Genomic DNA, 23,555 nt, shown 5'->3' with positions numbered 1-23,555 from the left:
ATGAAGTTACTGATGCAGCTTGCAGACAAACAAGGCAAACCTCTGGCTTTTGTCATCTTACTCAGTATGGCCAGCGCGCTCCTGACGGTCGGGGTAATTGCTTTTATTCAATACCGACTACTCAGTCAGCACGACCTAACCCCCTCGGTCCTGTGGCAATTTGTCCTCCTGTTGGCGGTCTTGCTGGCAACGGCTACCGTCGCCCAAGTGGCACTGCATAAACTGGGGCATCAGTTTGTCTATAAAAAACGCTGTCAGCTTATCAAAAAACTGATCAATACTGATATCGAACAAATAGAAAGCATCGGCAGCGCTCGTTTGCTTGCGTCACTCAATACCGACATTCGTAATGTCACCTTTGCCTTTGTCCATCTGCCTGAACTGATTTATGGGGTGGTGCTTTGCTTAATCGCCCTCGCCTATCTCGCTTTTTTATCTCTTCCTTTGTTTGGCGTCAGCGTCTTACTGTTAGCGTTGACAGGACTCTTCGGTTTTAGTCTGGTGAATAAAATCTCCTACCACATCACACAGGTGCGAGAATTCGATGACAAGTTGTATCAAGACTACCAGTCCTTTATTGAAGGGCGCAAAGAGCTATCGTTAAACCCGGGACGCGCTAAACGCTATTTCAATGATGAGTTTGATCCACACGCCAAACAGTATCGCGATCAGGTAACCCGTGCTGACATTCTTAACGGTTTTGCGGCCAACATGGCCAACACCATTGTTCTGGCGCTCATCGGTTTAAACTTCTATCTCGCGTTAGGGCTTGGCTGGGCCAGCTTTCCAGTTGCTTCATCGTTTGCGTTAATTATCTTATTTATGCGCACACCACTGATGTCAGCTGTCGGCTCCCTACCCACTTTAGTGACAGCCAATATCTCAATGCAAAAATTGGAAGACTTGTCATTAAGCCAAAATAGCGCCTTGATCAGTCAGCAACCAGTTTCCGCCCCTTTTGAGCAGTTGCATTTACAGCAAGTGGTTTACCAATACCGAGCTGACGGTGATGAGAAGCCATTTCAGGTTGGTCCGATCGACTTCACCATTAAACAAGGTGAACTCATCTTTATTATTGGCGGTAATGGCAGTGGCAAATCCACGTTTGCCAACTTATTGACTGGTCTCTACCGGCCCCACTCTGGGCAAGTTTTCCTTAACGACCAGCCGGTTTCCCTGGAGAAATGGCCGGAATATCGTTTGCAATTTTCCGCAGTATACAGCGACTTCTACCTATTCCATCAGATCACGGATGGACATGGCGACAACGTGGACAACACAGTGATTGATGAATGGATGACGCGTCTGGAAATGGCACATAAGGTCTCTCATCAGGATGGTTACCTTTCCGACACTCGATACTCCCAAGGGCAACGCAAGCGACTCGCCTTAATGATGGCGGTATTGGAACAACGTGGCTGTGTCTTACTGGACGAATGGGCCGCCGACCAAGATCCCAAATTCCGCAAAACGTTTTACCGAGAACTATTACCCCTCTTAAAAGAGCGTGGTGTAACCATTATCGCCATTACCCATGATGACAAATATTTCGATGCGGCAGACCGAGTTTTCAAAATGGATTTAGGTCAGCTTAGCGAACTCAACTCAAACAACCAACGCCATACAGAAGAAGCGCTTTCGAGCATTGTTTCTTAATCAATTGGACAAAAGCAAAAGAGAGGACTTTATGAGTATTGATAACCCAAACACAGAATTCACCGTCGTCATCAATGATCAAGAACAATACAGCATTTGGCCAACCTACCATGCGGTACCAGCGGGTTGGAAAGAAGTCGGCGTGGTCGGCAATAAAGAGCAGTGCCTTGCGCACATCAAAGCAACATGGACAGACATGCGACCAAAAAATTTAAGAGATGCTTTAGCCAGCTAGAAATAAATAAACAGCCAACGCCATGCCATTGTGTTTTCTTTTTACTCCATTAGGTGGTCATTATGCCAACTGACGATCTCTATAACGCGTCGACATCCAGCCAATATCATTCTCTTTACGCATCTCAACAGCGCCTATGGATGTTTCATCAATTAAAACCGAACAGCGCCGCTTACAATCTTGGTGGGTTACTTTGGTTTGATGATCCTCGCCTGAGTATTGATAGGCTGCAACACGCCTTACACCAGATGATAAAAGACCACCCAGCCCTGACGATGATTCTGGATGACAGTACGGGAACCCCGCGCCAGTACTATAGTGACGCTGAAGGTCTAATCACTTCCCAACCAATAGACGTAACAGACTTAACACAGCATGACGACCCAATGGATTGGCTAAAACAAGACGCCGAACAAAGATACCTTGAACCTTATCAACTCACCCACCGCCGACTGACTCGTTTTCATATCTATCAGGTACGTCAGGATAAGTTTGCCGTATTAATTGCCGCACACCATCTGATTATGGACGCTTGGTCATTACCCCTGTGTTGTAAATCGATCTTGTCCTACCTTGCTGGTGAACACTCCCCTGCGCGCAATGGCGAGGATTATTTATCCTTCGTGGAAAAGAACAGCCATCACAATGACATAGACACTACCCGCACGGCATGGCAGTCATTAGCACTGTTATCGGATGAGCCGCTTGCCCTACCCAACATAGCCCCTATTAGCGATGTCTGTTATCGTGCTGGCCATGTGACACAAGGTTTGAGCGACGCGCAACTAGGGAGTCTCAATGACGCCGCCAAATCCCTTGGTGTCACACGCTTTGAACTGCTATCAAGCGCTCTGCTTTTGACCCTGTCTGTGTATAGCAATCACCCCCATCCATCGTTGGTGATCCCCACACTCAACCGGAACAGTCAAAACCGACGTACGGTGGGCTTCTACGTTCGCAACGCCTTGCTTGGCCTACCCTTAGAAGCCACCAGCACACTGGGAGAGATCACGCAAAAGGTACGCGAAAAATTGGCCCAATCCCTTGGTTTTTCAAGCTTTTCAGCCGAACAACTCTGTGGCCAACACGCCCTGCCCAGTTATGCCTTTAACTTCCGCACCCACGGGGAAGGAATGGTTGTCAAACAAGGGGATTATCAATTGTTATTCGAAGAGTTTCCCGTAGTAGAAACGCCCTTTGAACTGGTACTGGATGCCATCAGCAATACTGATCTGACCTTGCGTTTTGTGTACGCCAAAGAAAAATTCTCTAGGGCATTTATTGAGCGCCTTATCGACAGCTACCAACATATTCTTCAGCAAATCTGCCACCAGCCAGACCGCCCAAAAGCCAGTATCAACCCGCTGGGCAAGCAAGAAAACCGTTGGTTCGATGCCCAAGCGACAGCAGACACACCGTGGGAAAAGGCACTGTTTCATGATCTGTTTGCCCGCCAGGCATCCTCTCAGCCCGATCATATTGCCTTGAAGCATGGCGACCGAACCTTGACCTACCGTCAACTTGACGAACAAGCCAACCAATTAGCCCACTATTTAATCAGTGAAGGCGTCGTGCCCGACACCATGATTGGCGTCATGATGGAAAGAGGCCTCGCTCTGTTTGTCACCCTGCTCGGCATACTCAAAGCGGGCGGCGCCTTTTTACCGCTGGATCCTGACTACCCAGAACAACGTTTGCGCTTTATGCTGGAAGACAGTGACGCTCAGCTGCTGCTAACGCAAACGTCTTTAATGGAAAGCGCTCAGTCTCTCACCACACAATCGGTAATTGCCTTGGAGTCCATCCCCTTAGACGCCTTTGCCAACACAGCGCCCATCACGAACCTACTCCCCCATCATTTGGCCTATGTCATTTATACTTCCGGCTCAACGGGTATGCCCAAAGGGGTGGCCGTCGATCATCTTGGCTTAACCATGCATGTGCAAACCATTGGCCAAGAGTATGGTATGACACCACACGACACTGAGTTGCACTTTTCCTCAATCAGCTTTGATGGCGCCCTTGAGCGCTGGACAGTTCCCCTTGCCTTTGGTGCTCGACTCATCATTCGTGATCAAACGCTCTGGACACCAGAGCAAACCACACAGGTTTTATGTAACGAAAAAGTAACCATTGCCTGTTTTCCACCAAGCTATGTCGGCCCTTTATTAGACTGGATAGAAGAGACTCAACCCTCATTAACATTACGCTCGATTACCTTAGGTGGAGAAGCTTTCACTCGGGAAACTTTTGAACGCATTCAACGAGTTATCGCCCCACCTAGAATCATTAATGGCTATGGCCCAACCGAAACCATTGTTACCCCATTAATATGGCGAGCCTATCCACAGGATACCTTAACCAGTGCCTACGCTCCCATTGGTTCCGCTGTTGGTGCTCGTCAACTGTATGTTTTGGATGCCCAATTACAACGCTTACCCGCTGGGGTTATTGGTGAACTCTACATTGGCATGGAGGTGGGCCTTGCCCGTGGCTACTTGAAGCGAGCAGACCTGACCGCTGAGCGCTTTTTACCTGATCCATTTGCAGCGAATGGCGAACGTATGTACCGCACTGGTGACTTGGTTCGTTTTAATGAAAATGGCATTGTTGAATACTTTGGTCGAGCGGATCAACAAGTCAAAATTCGTGGTTTTCGTATTGAGTTAGGGGAGATTGAGTCCTGCCTACAAACCGTATCCCAAGCAAAATGGTGTGCCGTTGTCGCCCATGACTCGCCAAATGGGAAAAAGCTGGTGGGCTATGTGCAAACGCATGACACCCAACAAGACTCGGCACCATGGTTAACGGCACTCGCTCAGCAGTTACCGGATTACATGGTGCCTTCTCACATTATGATGGCAGAGCAATTCCCCATCACGCCAGTGGGTAAAATTGATCGAAATCGGCTCCCCGCTCCTCAGTGGGAACAACTGAACGACACAAACAGCCCATTGACCACACCTCGGCAAACATTATTGGCTGAGCTATGGCGAGACATATTAAAGACCCATGCTATTGGCGCTAACAGTCACTTTTTCTCTTGCGGTGGCGATTCCATTAGTGCCTTACAATTGGTCGGCAAGTTGCGTCAGCACCAGCTGATGTTAAGCCCCAAACAGGTATTTGATCATCCTGTGTTGTCAGACATGGCCGATTGCCTTGTTGATAACCAAACCAAAGCAGTGCAACAACATCCTCTTAGAGGGAAGGTCGCCTTGCTGCCGATGCAATCACGCTTTGTCGAACAGTATTCTCTGACATTGTGCAATCAGTTTGCGCGTTTTCAACTGCCGACGCCCGTTCATCAAGAAGCTCTGAATACGGCAGTGACAAAGCTGCTAGAGCACCATGATGCCTTGCGACTGAGATTCAACGACAGCCGAACCGCCACCTACCTTGATCAAGGAAGATTCGCCTTACAAATACAAAACCAGCCACTCGATTGTGACGCCATACAACAGGCTATTGACCCAAGCGCGGGGTTGCTGCTCTCCTTAGGTGTCCATCTGGAAAGTGGTGATACCTTACTGGCGATCCATCACTTGGTAATCGATGCGTTGTCGTGGCCGATATTGTTAGAGGACTTGATGAGCCTCTATCAAGGGAGCTTACATAATACAGCGAGCCATTTGCCCGCCAAAACCCACCACCAAGGGGATTGGTATCAAGCGCTGCACGACTATTCATGGTCCGATCAAGAACACCGCTATTGGACAGAGCAAGTTTACCCCCCCGTGTTTCCGACACAGCGGGGAGCAATCCGTAAACATCAATGGCACCTCACTTCCAGCTCGGCACAAAGCTTGTTTGCCAGCACTCAGCGGTTCGCCAGATTGAATAAGGAAACCAGTTTACTGTGCGTCGTCGCCCATGCGTTAGGCCACTATCAACAACAGAAAACATTCCTAATCCATAAAGAAAGTCACGGCCGTTTCGCGGAAGCTTTTCATCTTGATCTGTCACGTAGCGTTAACTGGCATACGGCTTTGTTCCCGCAAAAAATCCTTATCAGTGACGATTTAAGCGCGACCTTAGCCCACACTAAAGACCTTAGTTTAGCGCTACCAGCGGGAGGAATTGGTTATTCTGCTGGAATATTACAAGGGGAATGGTCCTATGCTGACGGCATCGATGTGTTATTTAACTACCTTGGTCGAGCAACGCAAAATCACCTCTCCGGCCTACCTATCAAGGAGTTTGGTTTATGGCGACCAGACAACGGTATCAGCGATGCGGCCATCGCTGTCAATATTTCAGAAACAGACCAAGGGATTGAGTTTGATATTGAGCTGGATCACCCGTTATTTAGCGAGTCACAAAGTGAACGTTTTATTCAACATCTCGATCAGGCAACCAAAGCCATTACTCAGCATTGCCAGCAACACTCGGCTATTTTGACCCAACAGGATGCGCTAGGCACAGCGTTAAACCAAGCGTCACTCACCGCCATCAGCCAAGCAATTCTGTCACAGCCCGATGGTCAGTTGCCGGAAAAGATTCTGCCCTTATCCACTTTACAGCAAGGGCTCTATTTCCATTCACAACTTGCTGAGGATAAACACACCTATGTAAACCAAATCACCTTGCCGATTCATGGCGCAGAACCGAATAAGCTATTAGCCTGCTGGCAACAGCTTATGCAGCGTCACACCATGCTGCGCTCGACCATCAGCCAAGTGGAGGGACAAGCGCACTTATTGGTCTGGTCAAGCCTGCCTCTGATAAGTTCCTATCAAGATGCCCGGGAGCAAAAAGGATGTCGCCTGAGACAGATTCAACAGCATCTTGTTGAGCAGGGGTTTGATTTACAGCAAAACCTCATTAGCGCACCACTACCATTGTGGCGGGTCGATTTAATCCAAACCACAGATCAGACACTGCAATGTGTGTTTACCATCCATCATCTACTCATGGATGGTTGGAGTACTGGTGTGTTATTAACCGAACTCTTTAGCCTGTATCACGGTCACACTCTGCCCCCCGTACAACAGGATTTTTCCGACTACCTCGGCTGGATCCGCCAACAAAATACAGCGTCAGTTGAACCTTACTGGCGTGATTTTTTAAGCCATATTGAGACCCCTACTTTGCTGGCGAATGTGTATGGTCAGCCCCAGCCGCAACAAGGTCATGTGCGTAGTAGCATCAGTATAGACACCACCACACTGGCCAACTGGCAACAGGATCTTAAGCACTCAGGGCTCACACTCAACACCTTAATTCAAGGCGCTTGGCTACTGACCCTGCAGCGTTATACAGGGCAAGACAATCCCGTTTTTGGTAATACGGTAGCAGGTCGCCCCACCACCCTCGCCCATAGCGATACCATGGTCGGGCTCTTTATTAATACGCTTCCTGTGACTCATAGAATTTGTTGGCAACAGACCATTCGAGACTGGCTAAACGCCATACAAAATCAAACCAGCAGTCAGCGCGAATTTAGCCACACGGCCTTGTCCCAAGTACAACAGTACTCTCCCCTCGCCGGAGAGCCACTTTTCGACACCTTGGTGGTATTCGAAAACTACCCATTGGATCAAAGCCTCTTTCAACAAGGGGAACTCACTATCGGTGAACCAGACAGCTATGAGTTCACCCACTACCCTCTTACATTGGCCGTGTTGCCCAGTGAACAATTAGACATTGTCTTTGCTTATGATTCCGCTTGCTTTAGTACCACACAAATAGCGTCATTACAGGCGACAACAAGTCATTATCTTGAGCAGTTAGTGCATGGTTTAGCACAGCCACTTAACAGCATTAATGTGCTAGATAACACCCAAAAAAACATATTACAAAAGCATGTAAAACCCTCTGAGCCTTGGCACTATATCCCATTTACTGAGCTGTTTCGCAAACAAGCCGAGCAACAGCTAAACCAACAAGCATTAGTCGCCAATCCGTTACTAGCGGGTGGAAAACAAGCCACGGTATTAACCTACCAAGCGCTAGACCAACAAAGTGACGCCGTGGCGGCAGAATTGCTTGCCCAAGGTATTCATCAAGACAGTATTGTTGGCGCCTTATTCCAACGGAGTAATGAAATGTTGGTCGCGATGATCGGCATTTTAAAGGCGGGAGCCGCCTTCCTACCACTTGACCCCTCTTATCCAGAAGACCGTTTACGCTATATGGTCGAAGACAGTGAGACCGCGCTCTTAATCAGTGATCCATCTTCCTTATCATTAGCACAGCGTATAGCCGAAAAAACGCCTCTTATAAGTTTCAATAACATTGATTTGACCACTTCTTTAAATGAAAACCCCGTGCTTTTACCCGACCAGTTGGCTTACGTCATCTATACCTCTGGCTCGACAGGTAAACCAAAAGGCGTCTGTATCAGCCAATTAGGGTTAAGCATGCATGTGCAAACCATAGGACAGCGCTATGGTATGCAACCCTCAGACAGAGAACTGCATTTTGCTTCCATCAGCTTTGACGGTGCCATTGAGCGTTGGGCCACACCTTTAGCATTTGGCTCTACCCTAGTGATTCGTGATCAATCCCTCTGGAGTGCCCAAGAAACCTGCGAGGTACTAGAAAGAGAGCACATCACCATTGCCTGCTTCCCTCCTAGCTATGTAGGCCCTTTACTGGAATGGATACAAGCGGCTAACCCAAAACCCCAACTTCATGTTCGCTCATGGACATTGGGTGGCGAGGCGTTTACTCGCGATACTTATTTTGCTTTGCAACACACTCTACAACCACCACGTATTATTAATGGCTACGGTCCAACAGAAACCGTTGTTACGCCATTAATCTGGCAAGCTTATAGGGATACGCCACTTGTCAGTGCCTATGCCCCTATTGGGACAGCCGTCGGCGCCCGCGATCTGTTCGTGCTGGATAAAGACTTACGCCCAGTGCCTTCTGGTGTCTGTGGGGAACTCTACATTGGTGACGAAACAGGGTTAGCGCGGGGCTACCTCGCTCGCCCAGAGCTAACCGCCGAGCGTTTTATGCCCAACCCCTTTAGTCGATATGGTGAACGCATGTATCGAACTGGCGACCTAGTGCGCTGGCGCGAAGACGGCGTCATGGAATATTTGGGGAGAGCGGACGATCAAATCAAAATCCGTGGGTTCCGCATTGAATTAGGAGAAATTGAATCCCGCTTGCAGCAACTTAGCGGCAGTCGCCGTAGTGCCGTTGTCGCCTTTGATGGACCAACAGGAAAAAGGTTGGTTGGCTATATCGAAAGCCAAGCTACCTCTCTCGATAGCCAAGCCATTTTACAGAAAATGAAGTACGCGTTGCCAGATTATATGGTGCCTTCTCAATTAATGGTGTTGGACACCTTGCCACTCACCCCCGCCAGCAAAGTGGATAAAAAGCGCCTACCAGAGCCAGAAATAGAGACATCGCACCAAGATTTTGTTGCCCCTCAAGGTGATGTAGAAACCTTACTCGCCAGCGAATGGCAGCACCTGCTAACACTCGACAAGATTAGCCGACATGACGACTTTTTTACCCTTGGTGGTCAATCACTGCTCGCGACCCAATTGGTCGGCCGTTTACAACAAAATCATCAGATACACTTGCCCCTGCAAGCGGTGTTCGATGCACCTATATTGAGTGAAATGGCCAAACAGTGTCAGTCCCATAACGAAGCCCTTGCTATGAAGGCGGTTCCACGGTTATCCCACATGCCAGTCAGTGCGGCACAAAAGCGCTTATGGTTTGTTCAAGAGCTGATGCCCGACAGTTCTGCTTATCATATGCCTTTGGGCATCAAGCTGACAGGCCCGCTTGATCGCGCACGTTTAGCTCTCGCGCTGCAGTCCTTAGTAAACAAACATGAAATTTTTCGTACCACTTTTGTTCAAGTGGAAGGCGAGCTGATGCAGACCATCCACCAAGAGGTGCAGGTCCCTATTATCTACCATCAAGCCAGTGAGTTTACCGCCCTTGAACCACAACGAAAAAACTGGATAAGCGAGCCGTTTGATTTTGCTCAAGCGCCCCTTATGCGAGTGTATGCTATCGAACACAATGCAAACGAACACGAACTGCTTTTGATCCTCCATCATATTATTAGTGATGGCCTCTCCATACAGCAGCTCATTAAGGAATGGTTCACCCTGTATCAGGATCTAGCGAGAGGTGTTGAGTCAAATATCGATTCCCTTAAGACGTTGGATTATGCTGACTACGCTTATTGGCAACGGGATTGGCTGCAAACACCGCAAGCTAAACAAGATCTTCTGTGGTGGACTCAGGCACTGAAAACCGATATTGAACCACTCATCCTGCACAGTGAAGTGCCAAGAGACCCAAAGCAAGTCCATGGCAGACGCTATCATTTTGTATTGAGTGAGCAACAAGTCACACACATCCGTTCACTTGCGTCGGCTCATCAGACAACCACCTTTAACGTGATGCTCAGTCTTTGGCATTTACTAATGCACAAATACACAAGTCAGCATGACATTCGCGTGGGGGTTCCTGTCGCGGGACGACACCAACCCGATACACAGGATATGCAAGGCTGCTTTATTAACAGTCTCACGATTCCCGCTAATATCAAAGCCACCGATACCTTCTCGGACTTAGTCAAGCAAGTCACTGGCTTTTTCCAGCAGGCCCTGGCTCGTCAGCATGTTCCCTTTGAGGCCATTGTGGAAGCGCTCGGTGTCGCGGGCAATATACAGCATCATCCCCTTTATCAGACCAGCTTCAATTTCCAACAAATGGATCTAGCCGCTCTTCAGCATGTCGATGGCTTAGACATTGGCTTGTTTGATCCTGGAGTAGTCGGTGCTCAACTTGAATTAAGCCTCGATATCCAACAGTTCACGGATACCATCGATGGCAACGAGAAGTGGATGGGCTTTGTTAACTACGCCTCACCCATTTTTGATGAAGCCTTTGCTCAATCCTTAATTGAACACTGGTTCCTGCTACTGGAAAGCGTCGCCAATGGTCAGCCAAAAACGCTGGCCGAGCTAACCTTGGTGGATGCCTCACAGGGTCAATACATTAAGCAATTCAATGCAACTGACAAGGATTGGGGGGAACTGTTACCCCCACCGTTAAGTATTATTCAACAAGCCCAGCGCACACCCGATGCGACCGCGTTGTCGATGGGTAACCAAACACTCAACTATCGTGACTTTGATCGTCAAGTTACCCAACTGGCCAACTGGCTACGCCAGCAAGGCGTCAAAGAAGAAACCCGTGTCGGACTTGGCCTGCCACGCTCTATTGACTTAGTCATCGGCCTACACGCCATCACCCGCGCAGGGGGAGCCTATGTTCCCTTGGATCCTAGTTACCCTAAGGAGCGCCTCAGCTATATTCTCGACGCGGCCGAGGTCTCCTTACTGCTAACAGATGAGCCAACCCTCAGCCAGTGGCCTACCTCATCCCATTGCCGTTATGTCACAATCGATAGCCTCGATACGTCGTCCGAAAGTCTGACGCCACCCAGTGTTAACTGGCAACAAGATCTGGCGTTATATGTCATTTTCACCTCAGGCTCCACAGGGTTACCAAAAGGCGTTGTTAACACACAAGCCGCCTTACAAAACCGTCTACAGTGGATGCAAAGCGAATACTCACTGACAGCAGAAGATTGTGTTTTACAAAAAACCCCTTTTAGTTTTGATGTCTCAGTCTGGGAGTTTTTCTGGCCTCTAATGGTCGGTGCCCGACTTGCCATTGCCCCACCTGAGACTCATCGTCAGCCAGAACGCTTGCATCACACCATCATTGAGCAAGACGTCACCACCATTCACTTTGTGCCATCCATGTTGCACGCCTTTGCTAACGAAACAGACATGACCCTTTGCCGCAGCCTAAAACGCATTATCTGCAGTGGAGAGGCATTGCCCGTGGAGTCTGTCGATAAAGTGCTGACGACTCTGCCCACCTGTCAACTTCACAATTTATATGGCCCCACCGAAGCGGCTATTGATGTCAGTTATTGGCAATGCCAGCAACCGCTTGGCAGACGCACGCCCATTGGCTATCCGATCAGCAATACGCAACTGCATGTGCTGGATGACTGCTGGAATCCCCTTCCAATCGGTATTCCAGGGGAACTCTATTTGGCTGGCGATGGATTAGCACGAGAATACCTTGGCCGCGCTGATTTAACCGCCGAGCGCTTTGTCCCTAACCCTTGGGGAGCAGCCGGTTCTCGCATGTACCGCACTGGCGATAAAGTCTTGCGCATGCCTGACGGTCGTTTGGAGTACCTTGATCGATTGGATCATCAAGTCAAAATTCGCGGGTTGCGTATCGAATTGGAAGAAATAGAAGCGGTACTTAATCAACATAGGCTAATCGATGAATCCGCCGTAATCGCCTACCACTATCAAATTGGCTCGCAACAGGATAAGGGCCATACCCAACTGGTCGCTTACTTGGTGTGCAAGGATTGGACGACAGACCAGGAAGCGGAGGTAAAACGTCATCTTTACGAGCATTTACCCGATTACATGGTGCCTGCCATCTTTATTGGCCTTGATGCGATGCCGTTATCCCCAAGCGGCAAGCGTGATCGTAAAGCATTGCCTTCTCCAGAGTGGAATCAAGTGCGCTATCGCGCTCCAGAATCCGCACTAGAAAAATGGTTCGCCCAAACCTGGCAAACCATTCTGGGCGTTGAACAAGTAGGGCTCGATGACAACTTCTTTGCCCTTGGCGGACACTCTCTATTGGCAACCAAAGTGGTGGCTTTGACGCAACAAGAACTGGGGCTCACCCTGACCTTAAAAGACTTTTTTGCCGCCACGTCTTTACAGGCACTCACCGACAGCCTTGAGCCTCACTACCAAACACAACACCAATCGGAGCAGGACGAACTCGATGTCATGGCGGCATTGATGGACGACTTGGATAACTTATGACTGCGAAAAATGACAAAACAGCCTTAGCGAAACGCTTTTTACAACTTGGTGAGCAAGAACAAATCAAGTTTATCCGTCTTCTTGATAGCAAGGGCTTAAACTTTGAAACACTGCCTATTGTAGCGGGCGATAGGCCCAAACTGATCCCTTTGTCTCCCGCGCAAAAGCGGATGTGGGACATCTATCAGTTAGATGCAGGCAACAGCGCCTACCATATGGGAGGCTGTTTTGAGATTTCTGGGCCACTGGATCTTAAGCAACTGCATAATGCGCTGCTAAAGGTGATGGAAAAGCATCATACTCTGCGTACGCGATTTGTTCAGAATGAAGCTGGAGAAACCTTTCAATTTATTGAAAACCAGCCGGTCATCAGCATTGAAAGCTGGGATCAACAAGGCGCAGATGAACACACTTTACAACAAGCCAACGAGGCCTTTTTAAGCAAGCCATTTGACCTTTATCGCGGCTTACCCATCCGTGCTCAGAGCATCCGCCTCGAAGAAAAGCGCTACCAATTACATCTGGTGATGCACCACCTTGTGTCCGATGGCTGGTCTGTAGACATTTTTATGGGCGACCTGATCAAGGCTTATCAGACCATTGCGCTCACCCCACTGGATATCCAATACGCAGATTATGCCATTTGGCAAACGGCCCTGTTAAAGGCAGGAAAAGATCAAGAACATTTGGATTTTTGGCGTCAAGAGATCGGCACCCATCAGCCAGAAAAGTTGTTTGCTTGGCAGGGAGAAGTAGCACCTAATCAACGCCGTTTGGCAGACAGTCTCCAGTTGACGGTCTCTGCACGACAGCATCAGACCCTTAAGCAGATAGCGCGCCAGTTGTCTGTCACCACGTCCAGTCTCTGGTTAGGGCTGTGGCAAAGTGCCCTAACCAAGGCTTCAAAACAGCCAACTATCTCCATTGGTATCCCTCTAGCGAATCGACAACGGGCCGAAGTCGCTGATGTCATTGGCTTTTTCGTCAACACCTTGGTCATTAAGCAAACCATCGCCCAAAGCAGCCCCTTGATGGATAGCATCCAAACCGCCCATCAAAAAGTGCTACAAGCACAGGACCATCAATTAGTACCGTTCGATCAGATTGTCGCGTCTTTATTAACCGAACGCGCATCAGGGGAAACCCCTTTCTTTCAGGTACTGTTTAACCATCAAATGGTGGCCCAAACCAACGCACAGCTGTCACCAGAGGTGACCATAAAACCCATCCACCAGCCAGGTCTCTTTGCCTTGTTCGATGTGGCCTTAGACATTCGTGAACACGCTGACCATACCCGTGTCATTCTCACCTATGCCAAAGACCGTATTGCACAGCAAGACATGACGCAACTATTCCAGATGCTAGAGCGTCTCACTAACACCCTAGAAGAAAACCTACCGCTCCCCTTGGCGAGAATCAATCTACTGAGCAAGGAGGACATCAAACGCATCAATGCACTGGCTCAACCAAATGGCTCATGGCAGTTTGCCCCCATTACGAGCTTGATCGCTAAACAGGCAGCAGTGCGCCCGAATGCGATTGCGCTAAAACAATCTGGGACACAATACACCTTCGCCGAGCTGGAATCTCACGCCAACCAACTAGCTCACTATTTAATAGGACTAGGCATCCGCCAAGATGAACCCGTGGGGGTTTTATTTGAGCGTGGTGGTAATATGATTATCGCCATGATCGCAATTATGAAAGCAGGCGGTGCTTTCTTACCCCTAGATCCAGACTACCCCACGGAACGACTGGCTTACATGATCGAAGATTCAGGTGCCAAGTACCTCCTTTCTCATCAAACGCTCACCGCTCGCTGGCACCAAATAAACCGCGCTATTACTCAACAAACGATCCAGTTGTTAGCGGTTGATGAACTGGACCTGAGCCAACAAAATACCACCGCTCCCGCCCTGACACTTTATCCTGAGCAACTGGCGTATATTATTTATACCTCCGGCTCAACGGGCAAACCCAAAGGTGTTGCCATTGCCCATGATGGCTTAAGCATGCATGTACAAACCATCGGCAAACAATATGGGATGACTCCAGATGATATCGAACTGCACTTTGCTTCCATCAGCTTTGATGGCGCGGTAGAACGCTGGACGGTTCCACTGGCTTTTGGCGCCAAATTAATCATCCGCGATCAAGCCCTATGGAGTGCGGAAAAAACATGTCGTGTGCTGCAAGAAGAAGGCGTCACCATCGCCTGCTTCCCACCAAGCTATGTGGCCCCATTATTGGATTGGATAGAAGCCACCCAGCCAACATTGGCCGTGCGCTCTTGGACATTAGGCGGGGAGGCGTTTACCCGCGAAACCTATGAGAGGCTGCAAACCTTAGTTCGCCCACCACGTATCATCAATGGTTATGGGCCCACGGAAACCGTGGTTACCCCTTTGATCTGGCGCGCCTACCCAGGGGATTCCTTTCCCACGGCCTATGCGCCCATCGGAGAGCCGGTTGGCTCCCGCCGTTTGTACGTCCTGGATGAGCAGTTAAACCCTGTGCCATTAGGCGAAGCGGGTGAACTCTATATTGGCGATGAAACGGGTTTAGCCCGCGGTTATTTACATCAACCAGAACAAACCAGCGAACGTTTCTTACCGGACCCATTTACCGCTAACGGAGAACGTATGTATCGCACGGGGGATTTGGTGCGTTGGCGTGATGATGGAGTAATGGAATACCTAGGACGCCTCGACCAGCAAGTAAAAATCCGTGGTTTTAGAATTGAATTAGGCGAAATCGAGAGCCGCTTACAGCAATTATCCGGTGTCGAAACCTGTTTGGTTGCCCTATGGCAAAACCAACTTGTTGGTTACCTTCATGGGCGCCACGCTACACAATGTGACCAACAGGCGCTGCTAGCAAAACTGGCGCAACAGGTTCCAGATTATATGCTGCCTGCACAACTCATGGTACTGGATCATCTGCCTCTCACACCGGCCGGGAAAATAGACCGCCAAGCACTGCCTGCTCCCAGCCACATATCCCCAGAGACATCCTATGCCGCCCCCATCAAGCCTCAAGAAACCTTACTGACGACTCTCTGGCAAGAGCTATTGGGCATCGAGAAGGTCAGTCGAACCAGCCATTTTTTTGCCCTCGGGGGCGATTCTATCCTCTGCTTGCAACTGGTCAGCAAACTGAAATTAAGCGGATTTAGCCTGACACCAAAAGACATCTTTGCCAATCCGGTATTATGTGATCTGGCCAAGACAATGACCCGCGTTCAGCAAGCACAAGAGAGAGCACTACCTCAGCATGCCTTTGATTTGATGCCCATACAGGCCCATTTTTTAGCCCAAGACTTTGCCCAACCTAACCACTGGAATCAACATGTCTGTGTCACCTTGAAACAGGAAATGGACACAAACGCCCTAAATCTCGCGCTCAATGCCTTAGTCGAACATCACCCTAGCCTTCGTTTGGCTTTTTCTAAAACGGAGAGGAGCTACCAACAAGCCTACCAGCCCTTTGTTTCAAGCAATCTGCTCTGGCAAGCCCAAGCGGCCGACGAAGCCGAATTTGCAGACATCGCTCACCGTCTACAAACCAGCCTCAATTTAGCGTCCGGAAAATTATTGCAAGCGGGGCTTGTCACCCTATCGGATATGAGCAAAAGGCTTATTGTGGTCATCCATCATATGGCCGTAGATGGGGTTTCCTGGCGTATTCTGCTCGACGATTTATGGACGGCTTACCAACAAATCGTGAGTGATCAAGCCGTTGTCTTACCCACTAATTATGCCAGCTTGGACATGGCCGTCGCCCGACTTCATGAGTGGCGGGCTTCCGTCGACTATCAGCAAAAACAAGCCTATTGGCAAACGGTTGTCGACGCATCCCACGCCCTTTTGCCAACGACGCCACCGGCGTGTTATGTCGACAAACACAGCCTCACCATTACACTCAGCGAGCAAGACACAGCGGCATTACTCACCTCAACGAAAGACATTATCAGCACCCTGTTAGCCGCCTTACCTGTCACCTCGCTCACCAATAACCAAACGGCGTTACCGCTTTATTTAGAAGGTCACGGTCGAGAGGCGTCGGTCTTTGGTGAGTTAGACTTAAGCCGCCTTGTTGGCTGGATGACCAGTTTGTACCCGATGATTCTTCATGCTAATCAAGACAGCGAAGCCATTGAACAGCAACTCAGCACAATACGCGAAGATGGCGGCATCAGTTTTGGCGCACGCTATCTAGAACCTGACCAACCGTCTCCCAATGCCTTGCTGACGTTCAACTATTTGGGCCAATATTCTCATCAGGATTTTGCCCATTGGTGCCAGCCATTTGAAGGCGGCGGACCCGCTCAATCTGAGCAAAATACAATGCTTACCCCATTAGTCATTAACACTCAGATTGTCTCTGGCAGGCTGTCCTCTACTTGGGAATACGCAACAACCCATTACCATGAGTCCGATGTTCAGCGATTCGCGAATCAGTGGCGCCATCAACTTCACCAACACATAAAACAGTTGGCGCAATCCCCTGTGCCAGTGCAGGCTGATCAAAGCTTAATAGAAAGACTTAATACGGACTCGAAGCCACCTGTTTTTTGCATTCACCCGGTTACTGGACGAGTCGTTGGTTATCAGAAATTGGCTATTGCTCTGGAAGGACATCGAACTGTCTATGGTATCCAGTCTCAGAGCTTTGCTTATCCAGGCCGTTTTGACCGCTCTTTTTCACATATGGCAGATGTTTACGTGGCGACCATTAGAGCACGGCAACCCCAAGGCCCCTACAGCTTAATCGGTTGGTCACTGGGCGGAGCTTTATGCCAAGAAATCGCCATGCGACTCGAACAGGAAGGAGAGTCCATAGAGTTTATCGGCTTATTAGATTGCTATGTTCCAGGCACGGAAATAGCAGATGATCAATGGCAGTCCCCCCATGCCAAACACAAGCTTATTTCTCACCTAGAGTTGCTACTAGGGACACTATCAGACACACAGCAAGCCTCTTGTCTGCTCAAGCTTGACCAGTCCCCTCCCAGTCACTGGCCAGCATTATTTGACGAATGGCTAACGGAGAATCAGTTTTCACTTCATGATACGCAAAATGCGCGGCAAGTCTTATATAGCTGGGCGGTAGAGCAGCATATGAGAGCATTATGCTCAGGGTACCAACTGCCATCTATCGCAACCCCTGTGCATACTTTCTGGGCGGGGCAGCCTGATAAACGTGCTTCTTGGTTAACCGCAGAGCTGAGCAAGATAAACTCTCTTGCGGATCACCGTGTTTACGACACAGATCACCTTGGTATCGTCCAGCACCAAGCGGTTATTAATGATTTAAAACAAATACTTAGCCAAACAACAGATAGGATGCGTCGTCATCACAAAGCAGTGAGAGCGTCTATAAGCGAATTTATCGAACGCTAAATTGAGAATGATAATCAACTAAATCTTTTCATTTATTAAAGAATATGGTTAAAATACGCAAAGATAAATAATAATGATTATCATAATCAACATCATCAACTTAAGGATATTATAAATGAGTCGATTATTCTGTCTAAATCCTCTATCACTTGCGGTTGCCATTGCATTAACGTCAAGTGTCGGACACGCTGAGGATCTCGGCACGCTCGTTGTAGAAGGCGATACACATCAAAGCTCCACAACCAATAATTTTTCTTATGTCAGTAAAGTGGCACAGACGGCCACCAAGACAGATGAAAAGATCGTAAAAATCCCTCGTGCGGTTTCCGTTGTTACTCGGGAGCAAATGGATGATCGTGCGACCATCAGCGTATCAGATGCGCTGCAATACACTCCTAGTATTCAGACCAATTTCTACGGTGAAGATAATAAGCAGGATTGGTTCGTTATTCGCGGCTTTAAACAAGCGAATAATGGCCTATACCAAGATGGAACTCGACTCTATTCCTTTGGTTTTTACAGCTGGCAAATCGATCCCTTCATGTTAGAACGTATAGAGGTTTTACGAGGCCCAGCGTCTTCATTGGATGGTCAAACACCTCCTGGCGGCGTTATCAATTTGATTAGCAAACGCGCCCAATTGAACGAAGATTTTGGCTCGGTATCCGCCAGTGTTGGGTCTTATCACCGCAAAGAAATCAACTTGGACGTCAATAAGGCTATCAACGATAAGCTAGCTTTTCGCATGGTGGCCCTAAAGCGCAAAAATGGTACTAAAGTCGATGGAGTAGAAGCACATCGTACCTTATTAGCCCCATCTTTAGCGTGGCAAATGAATGATGCGACCAAGTTAACCGTGCTGGCTAGCTATCAAAAAGACGATTCAGATCCTTACTTACAGTTCCTGCCTGAAGAAGGAACGCTCACCAGCAACCCCAATGGTAAAATCGGCTACGATACCGCCTTAGGCAACTCTGGTTGGGAAACCTTTCAACGCGAACAAACCTCTGTTGGCTATGAATTAGAGCACGCCTTTAGCGATAATGCCTCATTCAAGCAGTCGGCTCGTTTTAGCCATATGGATATCAACCTACGCCAAATGTACTTTGCGGCCTATTCTGCAGACGTGCCCCGCGTTGGTCCGTTACTGGATCCCACTGGTGCCAGAAGCGACATTGTTAGAGGAGTCTCTACGGCAGATGGCCATTCTAATGCTTTCAACATTGATAACCGCTTTATCTATAAGTTTAACACTGGCGGCGCAAAACATACGTTACTAACCGGTGTAGATTATCAAAGCCTTGATATTAACAATAAAGACTATGCCTCAGACCCTATCGCCGCAGATGGCAACAAGCCGATGGCCGTACCGGGTGTTGGTACCGTTGCGGGTAATCCTAATTTTAATATTTATCACCCAAGTTATAGCAATAACATTGTCTTATTAAACCCAAATACATTAGCCACTGTCACCGATGCTGATCTGCAAACTACCAAAACGAAAAATCGGCAGTTAGGTTTTTATATCCAAGACAAGGCAAACATCACGGATAAATTCACAGTGATCGCTGGCGTGCGCTTTGATGACACCAGCGACAAAACCCACAATACCACGACCGATGCCAAAACCGATGTTGACCACCATGAATGGACCAGCAACCTAGGCGCTTCATATGAGCTAGCGGATGGTCTGGTTCCCTATGCCAACTTTGCCCAGTCTTTCAACCCAGTGGTGAAATTGGACGCGAACGGCAATCCTGCTAAAGCAGAAAAAGCCAAAAACTACGAAGTCGGTGTGAAATATCAACCCAAAAGCTTTGATGGCTATTTTGGTGTGGCCGCCTACCAACTGACCAAGGAAAACCTAACCAGAGGCTCCAGTAATACAGCCACCTTTAGACAGCTAGGGGAAGTCCGTAACCGTGGCATCGAGTTTGAAGCGGTTGCCAACCTGACCCAAGCTATCACCTTGGTGGGTAATTTAAGTTACGTAGACTCGGAAGTCACAGAAGATTCTGACACTCAGTATATTGGCAAAACGCCCTCACAAATTGCTAATAAATTGGCCTCCTTTTGGGGTAACTACCGCTTTTTCGATGGCAAATTGGCGGGCTTAAAACTGGGAGCTGGGGTTCGTTATATCGGTGATACTTATGCCGATAATACGGAAACCAATAAAGTGCCGTCTTACACCTTATTCGATGCGATGGCCAGCTATCAGTGGAACAACTACAAGTTTCAAGTCATGGCAAAAAATATCTTCAACAAGGAGTACGTTGCCACCTGTGACTCCAATATTTGTTACTACGGTGACAGCCGTAACGTCATTGCGAGTGTGACATATGACTGGTAATCAGAACGTTCATCACACACTGCCCGTTGGGCAGTGTGTTTCTTTTGAAGCTGGCCACTACCACGTGACACTGCCATCGGGCGGTATCAGTGTTCACGAGGAACAGCATGGCCAAGGTGTCTTAGTGCATTGTGAACTGCCTGAAAGTGATTTGCTTAACGCATTTACCTTACTGTTTGAGCAGGTTCCACAGCTGCGTTGTATTGATTTAAGCAGCATTGATTTAAGCAGCATTGATTTAAGCGACGTTGATTTACGCAACCTGTCATCTGATCACTTGGCTCATATACTTTACCGCAACGAATCAGGACAAAATATTCTATGGAGAGAAGCCATCATGCAGCGCCCGCACCGCTGGCTGCTTCAAGATCGCCCCTTGTTTCCCCATAAACCTGTTCTCACTAAAGCGGGCTATCATCCTATGCGACCAGCCCCTCAACAGGGTGAGCTTTATCGTCGCTACCTGCCTGAACTGCAACAACATATTAGCCTATTGGGGCTCAACCTAGACGAACATTTAGCACTCTTTAATAAGTGGCAAAACAATGATCGCGTGGCCGCTTTTTGGGACCAAAAAGGCAGTCTAAGTGAACATCGAGCCTACTTAGCAGAGCAAGTCGCGAACCATAAAAATCAGCTGCTAATTGCCTGTCTGAACGATGAACCCTTTGCCTACATTGAAGCCTATTGGGCAAAAGAAGATCGCATCGCGCCTTACTATGCTGTCGGCGATTATGACCGAGGGATCCATATGTTGGTGGGAGAAGAGCACCACCGAGGCGCACATAAGGTCGCTGCGTGGCTGCCATCGGTTTGCCATTACCTATATTTGGTGGACCCCAGAACCGACAAGATTGTCAGCGAGCCTAGAGCAGACAATCAGAAGATGATTCATTATTTGCAAGCGTATGGTTTTGCCAAACTCAAAGAGTTCGATTTTCCACATAAACGCTCCGCTTTAATGTGCCAATTAAGGGAAAACTTCTTTGTTGACTGTTTTTAGTTAAGCGCCAAAACAGAGTCTAACCACAAAGCCAATATTCAACACGAACAACGAGGTGACTATGACAAACAAAATAAGGGAATATGATGTGCTTGGCATCGGTCTAGGGCCGGCTAATCTGTCCATCGCCATCGCTTTAGAAGAACAAGCGCAAGACAATCAACTCTCATACTGTTTTTTAGAACAAAAATCGCAGTTTGAGTGGCACGGAGGCATGCTGCTTGATGGCACTCGCATGCAGATCTCTTGTTTAAAAGATCTGGTGACATTACGCAATCCCATGAGTCCTTATACCTTTGTGAATTATCTCCACACCCATAATCGACTTAATTCCTTTATTAACCTCGGTAGCCAACATCCATCACGTATCGAGTTCAACGACTATTTGGCTTGGGTCGCTAAACAATTTGATGCGCTCGTGCATTATGGTCAACGCGTCATCGATATTCAGCCAATAGAAGAGGAAGGGGAAATCACCAAAGTCAAAGTGATTGCTACCAATATCCATGGTGAGAAAACCGTTCGCATTGCCAGAAATTTGATTTTGGGAATGGGAGGCATGCCCAAACTACCGGAGCAGTTCCAAGGGCTCGAACACGCCAACGTACTGCACTCCTCTCACTATAAAACCTGGAGTGAATCCACCAAAGATCTTCCGGAACACCCTAAAATAGCCGTTGTGGGAGCCGGTCAAAGTGCCGCAGAAATTTTTGTGGATTTGTGCAACCGCTATGAAGACGGGGAAGTGCATATGATCAATCGCCGTTTTGCGCTCCACCCTGCCGATGACAGTCCTTTTGTGAATGAAATATTTGATCCAGAGTTTACCGATCACATCTACTCCCGCGAGGAAGCAGAACGCAAAGACATCCTCAATCACTTTAGCGCAACCAATTACTCTGTCGTGGACATGGAAGAACTCCATGCCATATATGAAAGACTCTATTTGCAAAAAGTGACAGGAAAAGGGCAGCACAAATACCTGCGCTGTCATGACATCCAAGAAACGGGCGAAAAAGAGCAGAAAATTGCCTTACGCCTTAACGATAGAGTAAACCACCAGCAAAACTGGCAAGCTTATGACGCGGTTATTTTGGCAACGGGCTACCGCTATGACGAATTTCACCAGATGCTCAATCATATGCAACCTTTGATGACAAGCTCCCCAGTGGAACGCAGTTATCGCTTGCCGATGAAAGACCAATGCTCTGTTAATGTGTTTCTACAAGGTTGCTGTGAATCGTCCCATGGTTTAAGCGATACCCTGTTATCGGTACTAGCGGTTCGCTCTAAAGAAATTGTGGATGCACTGCTTGAGCAGAAGTCTTCTCTTCATGACGAGAAAATGAGCGCCTAATAACCTTTTGTTAGCAACAAAACGTCGCCCCGATAAAGGAGTATCAGGGCGATGTTTCGCTCATTGCCATGGTTGCAAGCCGCTTTCCTGATCCCATTCAAAGGTGTAATCGACAAAGGATTTTCGCTTGGCAAGAGACATTCGTTTAGGGGTTCCTAATGACATCACCCCCAGAATATGGTCGTCATTGCCCATTTTTAGCATGACCCTTAGAGCCTCTGTTGTTTCTTGGCTATGCCAGATGCCACCAAATCCCATGGCATGCGCTGCTAGCAATATATGCTCACATGCCGCCCCACCCGCCAACTGTTGATCTAATACAGAGACTTTGTGTTCCATGTTGAGCACACTGTAGACGCAAATCATCATAGGAGTGTTGATAATCTCTTGAATAAATCGATTGAAGTACACTTCATCCTCGACTTGTCCATCGTACATAGCGCGTAGGACACCTTCTAGATCCTTCATCCCCTGCCCTTGTATCACCACAAAGCGCCAAGGTTTAATATTACCGTGGTCAGGTACGGTCATCGCAGCTTGTAAAATTTGCTCTACTTCCGCTCTATTAGGGGCAGGCTGAATAAGGCTGCCCCGTGGATAAGAACGACGCGTCATCAGCGCTTGAATGGCATCCATCTCACTTTCCTTAGGTAAATTTACATGCATAGTCTATGCAAAATAATGATAATA

General features: G+C 48.3%; 8 protein-coding genes. 7 read left to right on the top strand and 1 reads right to left on the bottom strand.

The features are described from left to right. The 7 genes from AC0VYI_RS02165 to AC0VYI_RS02135 all read left to right on the top strand — a co-directional run bounded on the left by AC0VYI_RS02165 (position 1) and on the right by AC0VYI_RS02135 (position 22,865). Positions 1-1,656: a multidrug ABC transporter permease/ATP-binding protein gene (locus AC0VYI_RS02165; RefSeq protein ID WP_475447035.1), complete on the top strand. Its 1,656-nt coding sequence runs from the start codon at positions 1-3 to the stop codon at positions 1,654-1,656. 31 nt (positions 1,657-1,687) lie between these two features. After that, on the top strand, positions 1,688-1,891 hold the full coding sequence (locus AC0VYI_RS02160) for an MbtH family protein (RefSeq protein ID WP_475447033.1): 204 nt from the start codon (positions 1,688-1,690) through the stop codon (positions 1,889-1,891). A gap of 62 nt (positions 1,892-1,953) precedes the next feature. Then, on the top strand, positions 1,954-12,750 hold the full coding sequence (locus AC0VYI_RS02155) for an amino acid adenylation domain-containing protein (RefSeq protein WP_475447032.1): 10,797 nt from the start codon (positions 1,954-1,956) through the stop codon (positions 12,748-12,750). Continuing rightward, entirely contained in the window at positions 12,747-18,152 is a 5,406-nt protein-coding gene (locus AC0VYI_RS02150; protein WP_475447030.1) for a non-ribosomal peptide synthetase, read from the top strand. Before AC0VYI_RS02155 ends, AC0VYI_RS02150 begins: the two co-directional genes overlap by 4 nt. Positions 18,153-18,267: 115 nt before the next feature. Beyond that, the gene (locus AC0VYI_RS02145) at positions 18,268-20,505 is read left to right on the top strand and encodes a TonB-dependent siderophore receptor (RefSeq protein ID WP_475447028.1); all 2,238 of its coding nucleotides are present in this window, start codon (positions 18,268-18,270) and stop codon (positions 20,503-20,505) included. Next, positions 20,495-21,508: a GNAT family N-acetyltransferase gene (locus AC0VYI_RS02140; RefSeq protein WP_475447027.1), complete on the top strand. Its 1,014-nt coding sequence runs from the start codon at positions 20,495-20,497 to the stop codon at positions 21,506-21,508. Before AC0VYI_RS02145 ends, AC0VYI_RS02140 begins: the two co-directional genes overlap by 11 nt. A gap of 61 nt (positions 21,509-21,569) precedes the next feature. Continuing rightward, the gene (locus AC0VYI_RS02135) at positions 21,570-22,865 is read left to right on the top strand and encodes a lysine N(6)-hydroxylase/L-ornithine N(5)-oxygenase family protein (RefSeq protein ID WP_475447025.1); all 1,296 of its coding nucleotides are present in this window, start codon (positions 21,570-21,572) and stop codon (positions 22,863-22,865) included. 60 nt (positions 22,866-22,925) lie between these two features. Here the strand turns inward: AC0VYI_RS02135 and AC0VYI_RS02130 are convergent, their stop codons facing one another. Then, positions 22,926-23,501, bottom strand: coding sequence for a nitroreductase family protein (locus AC0VYI_RS02130; RefSeq protein WP_475447023.1), 576 nt, complete (start codon positions 23,499-23,501; stop codon positions 22,926-22,928). Positions 23,502-23,555: the final 54 nt, after the last annotated feature.

The organism is Marinomonas sp. 63XJN7_9_ISO-PGPR-S23-217, from assembly GCF_056173515.1.
This window is presented reverse-complemented; position numbering and strand designations above follow the sequence as displayed.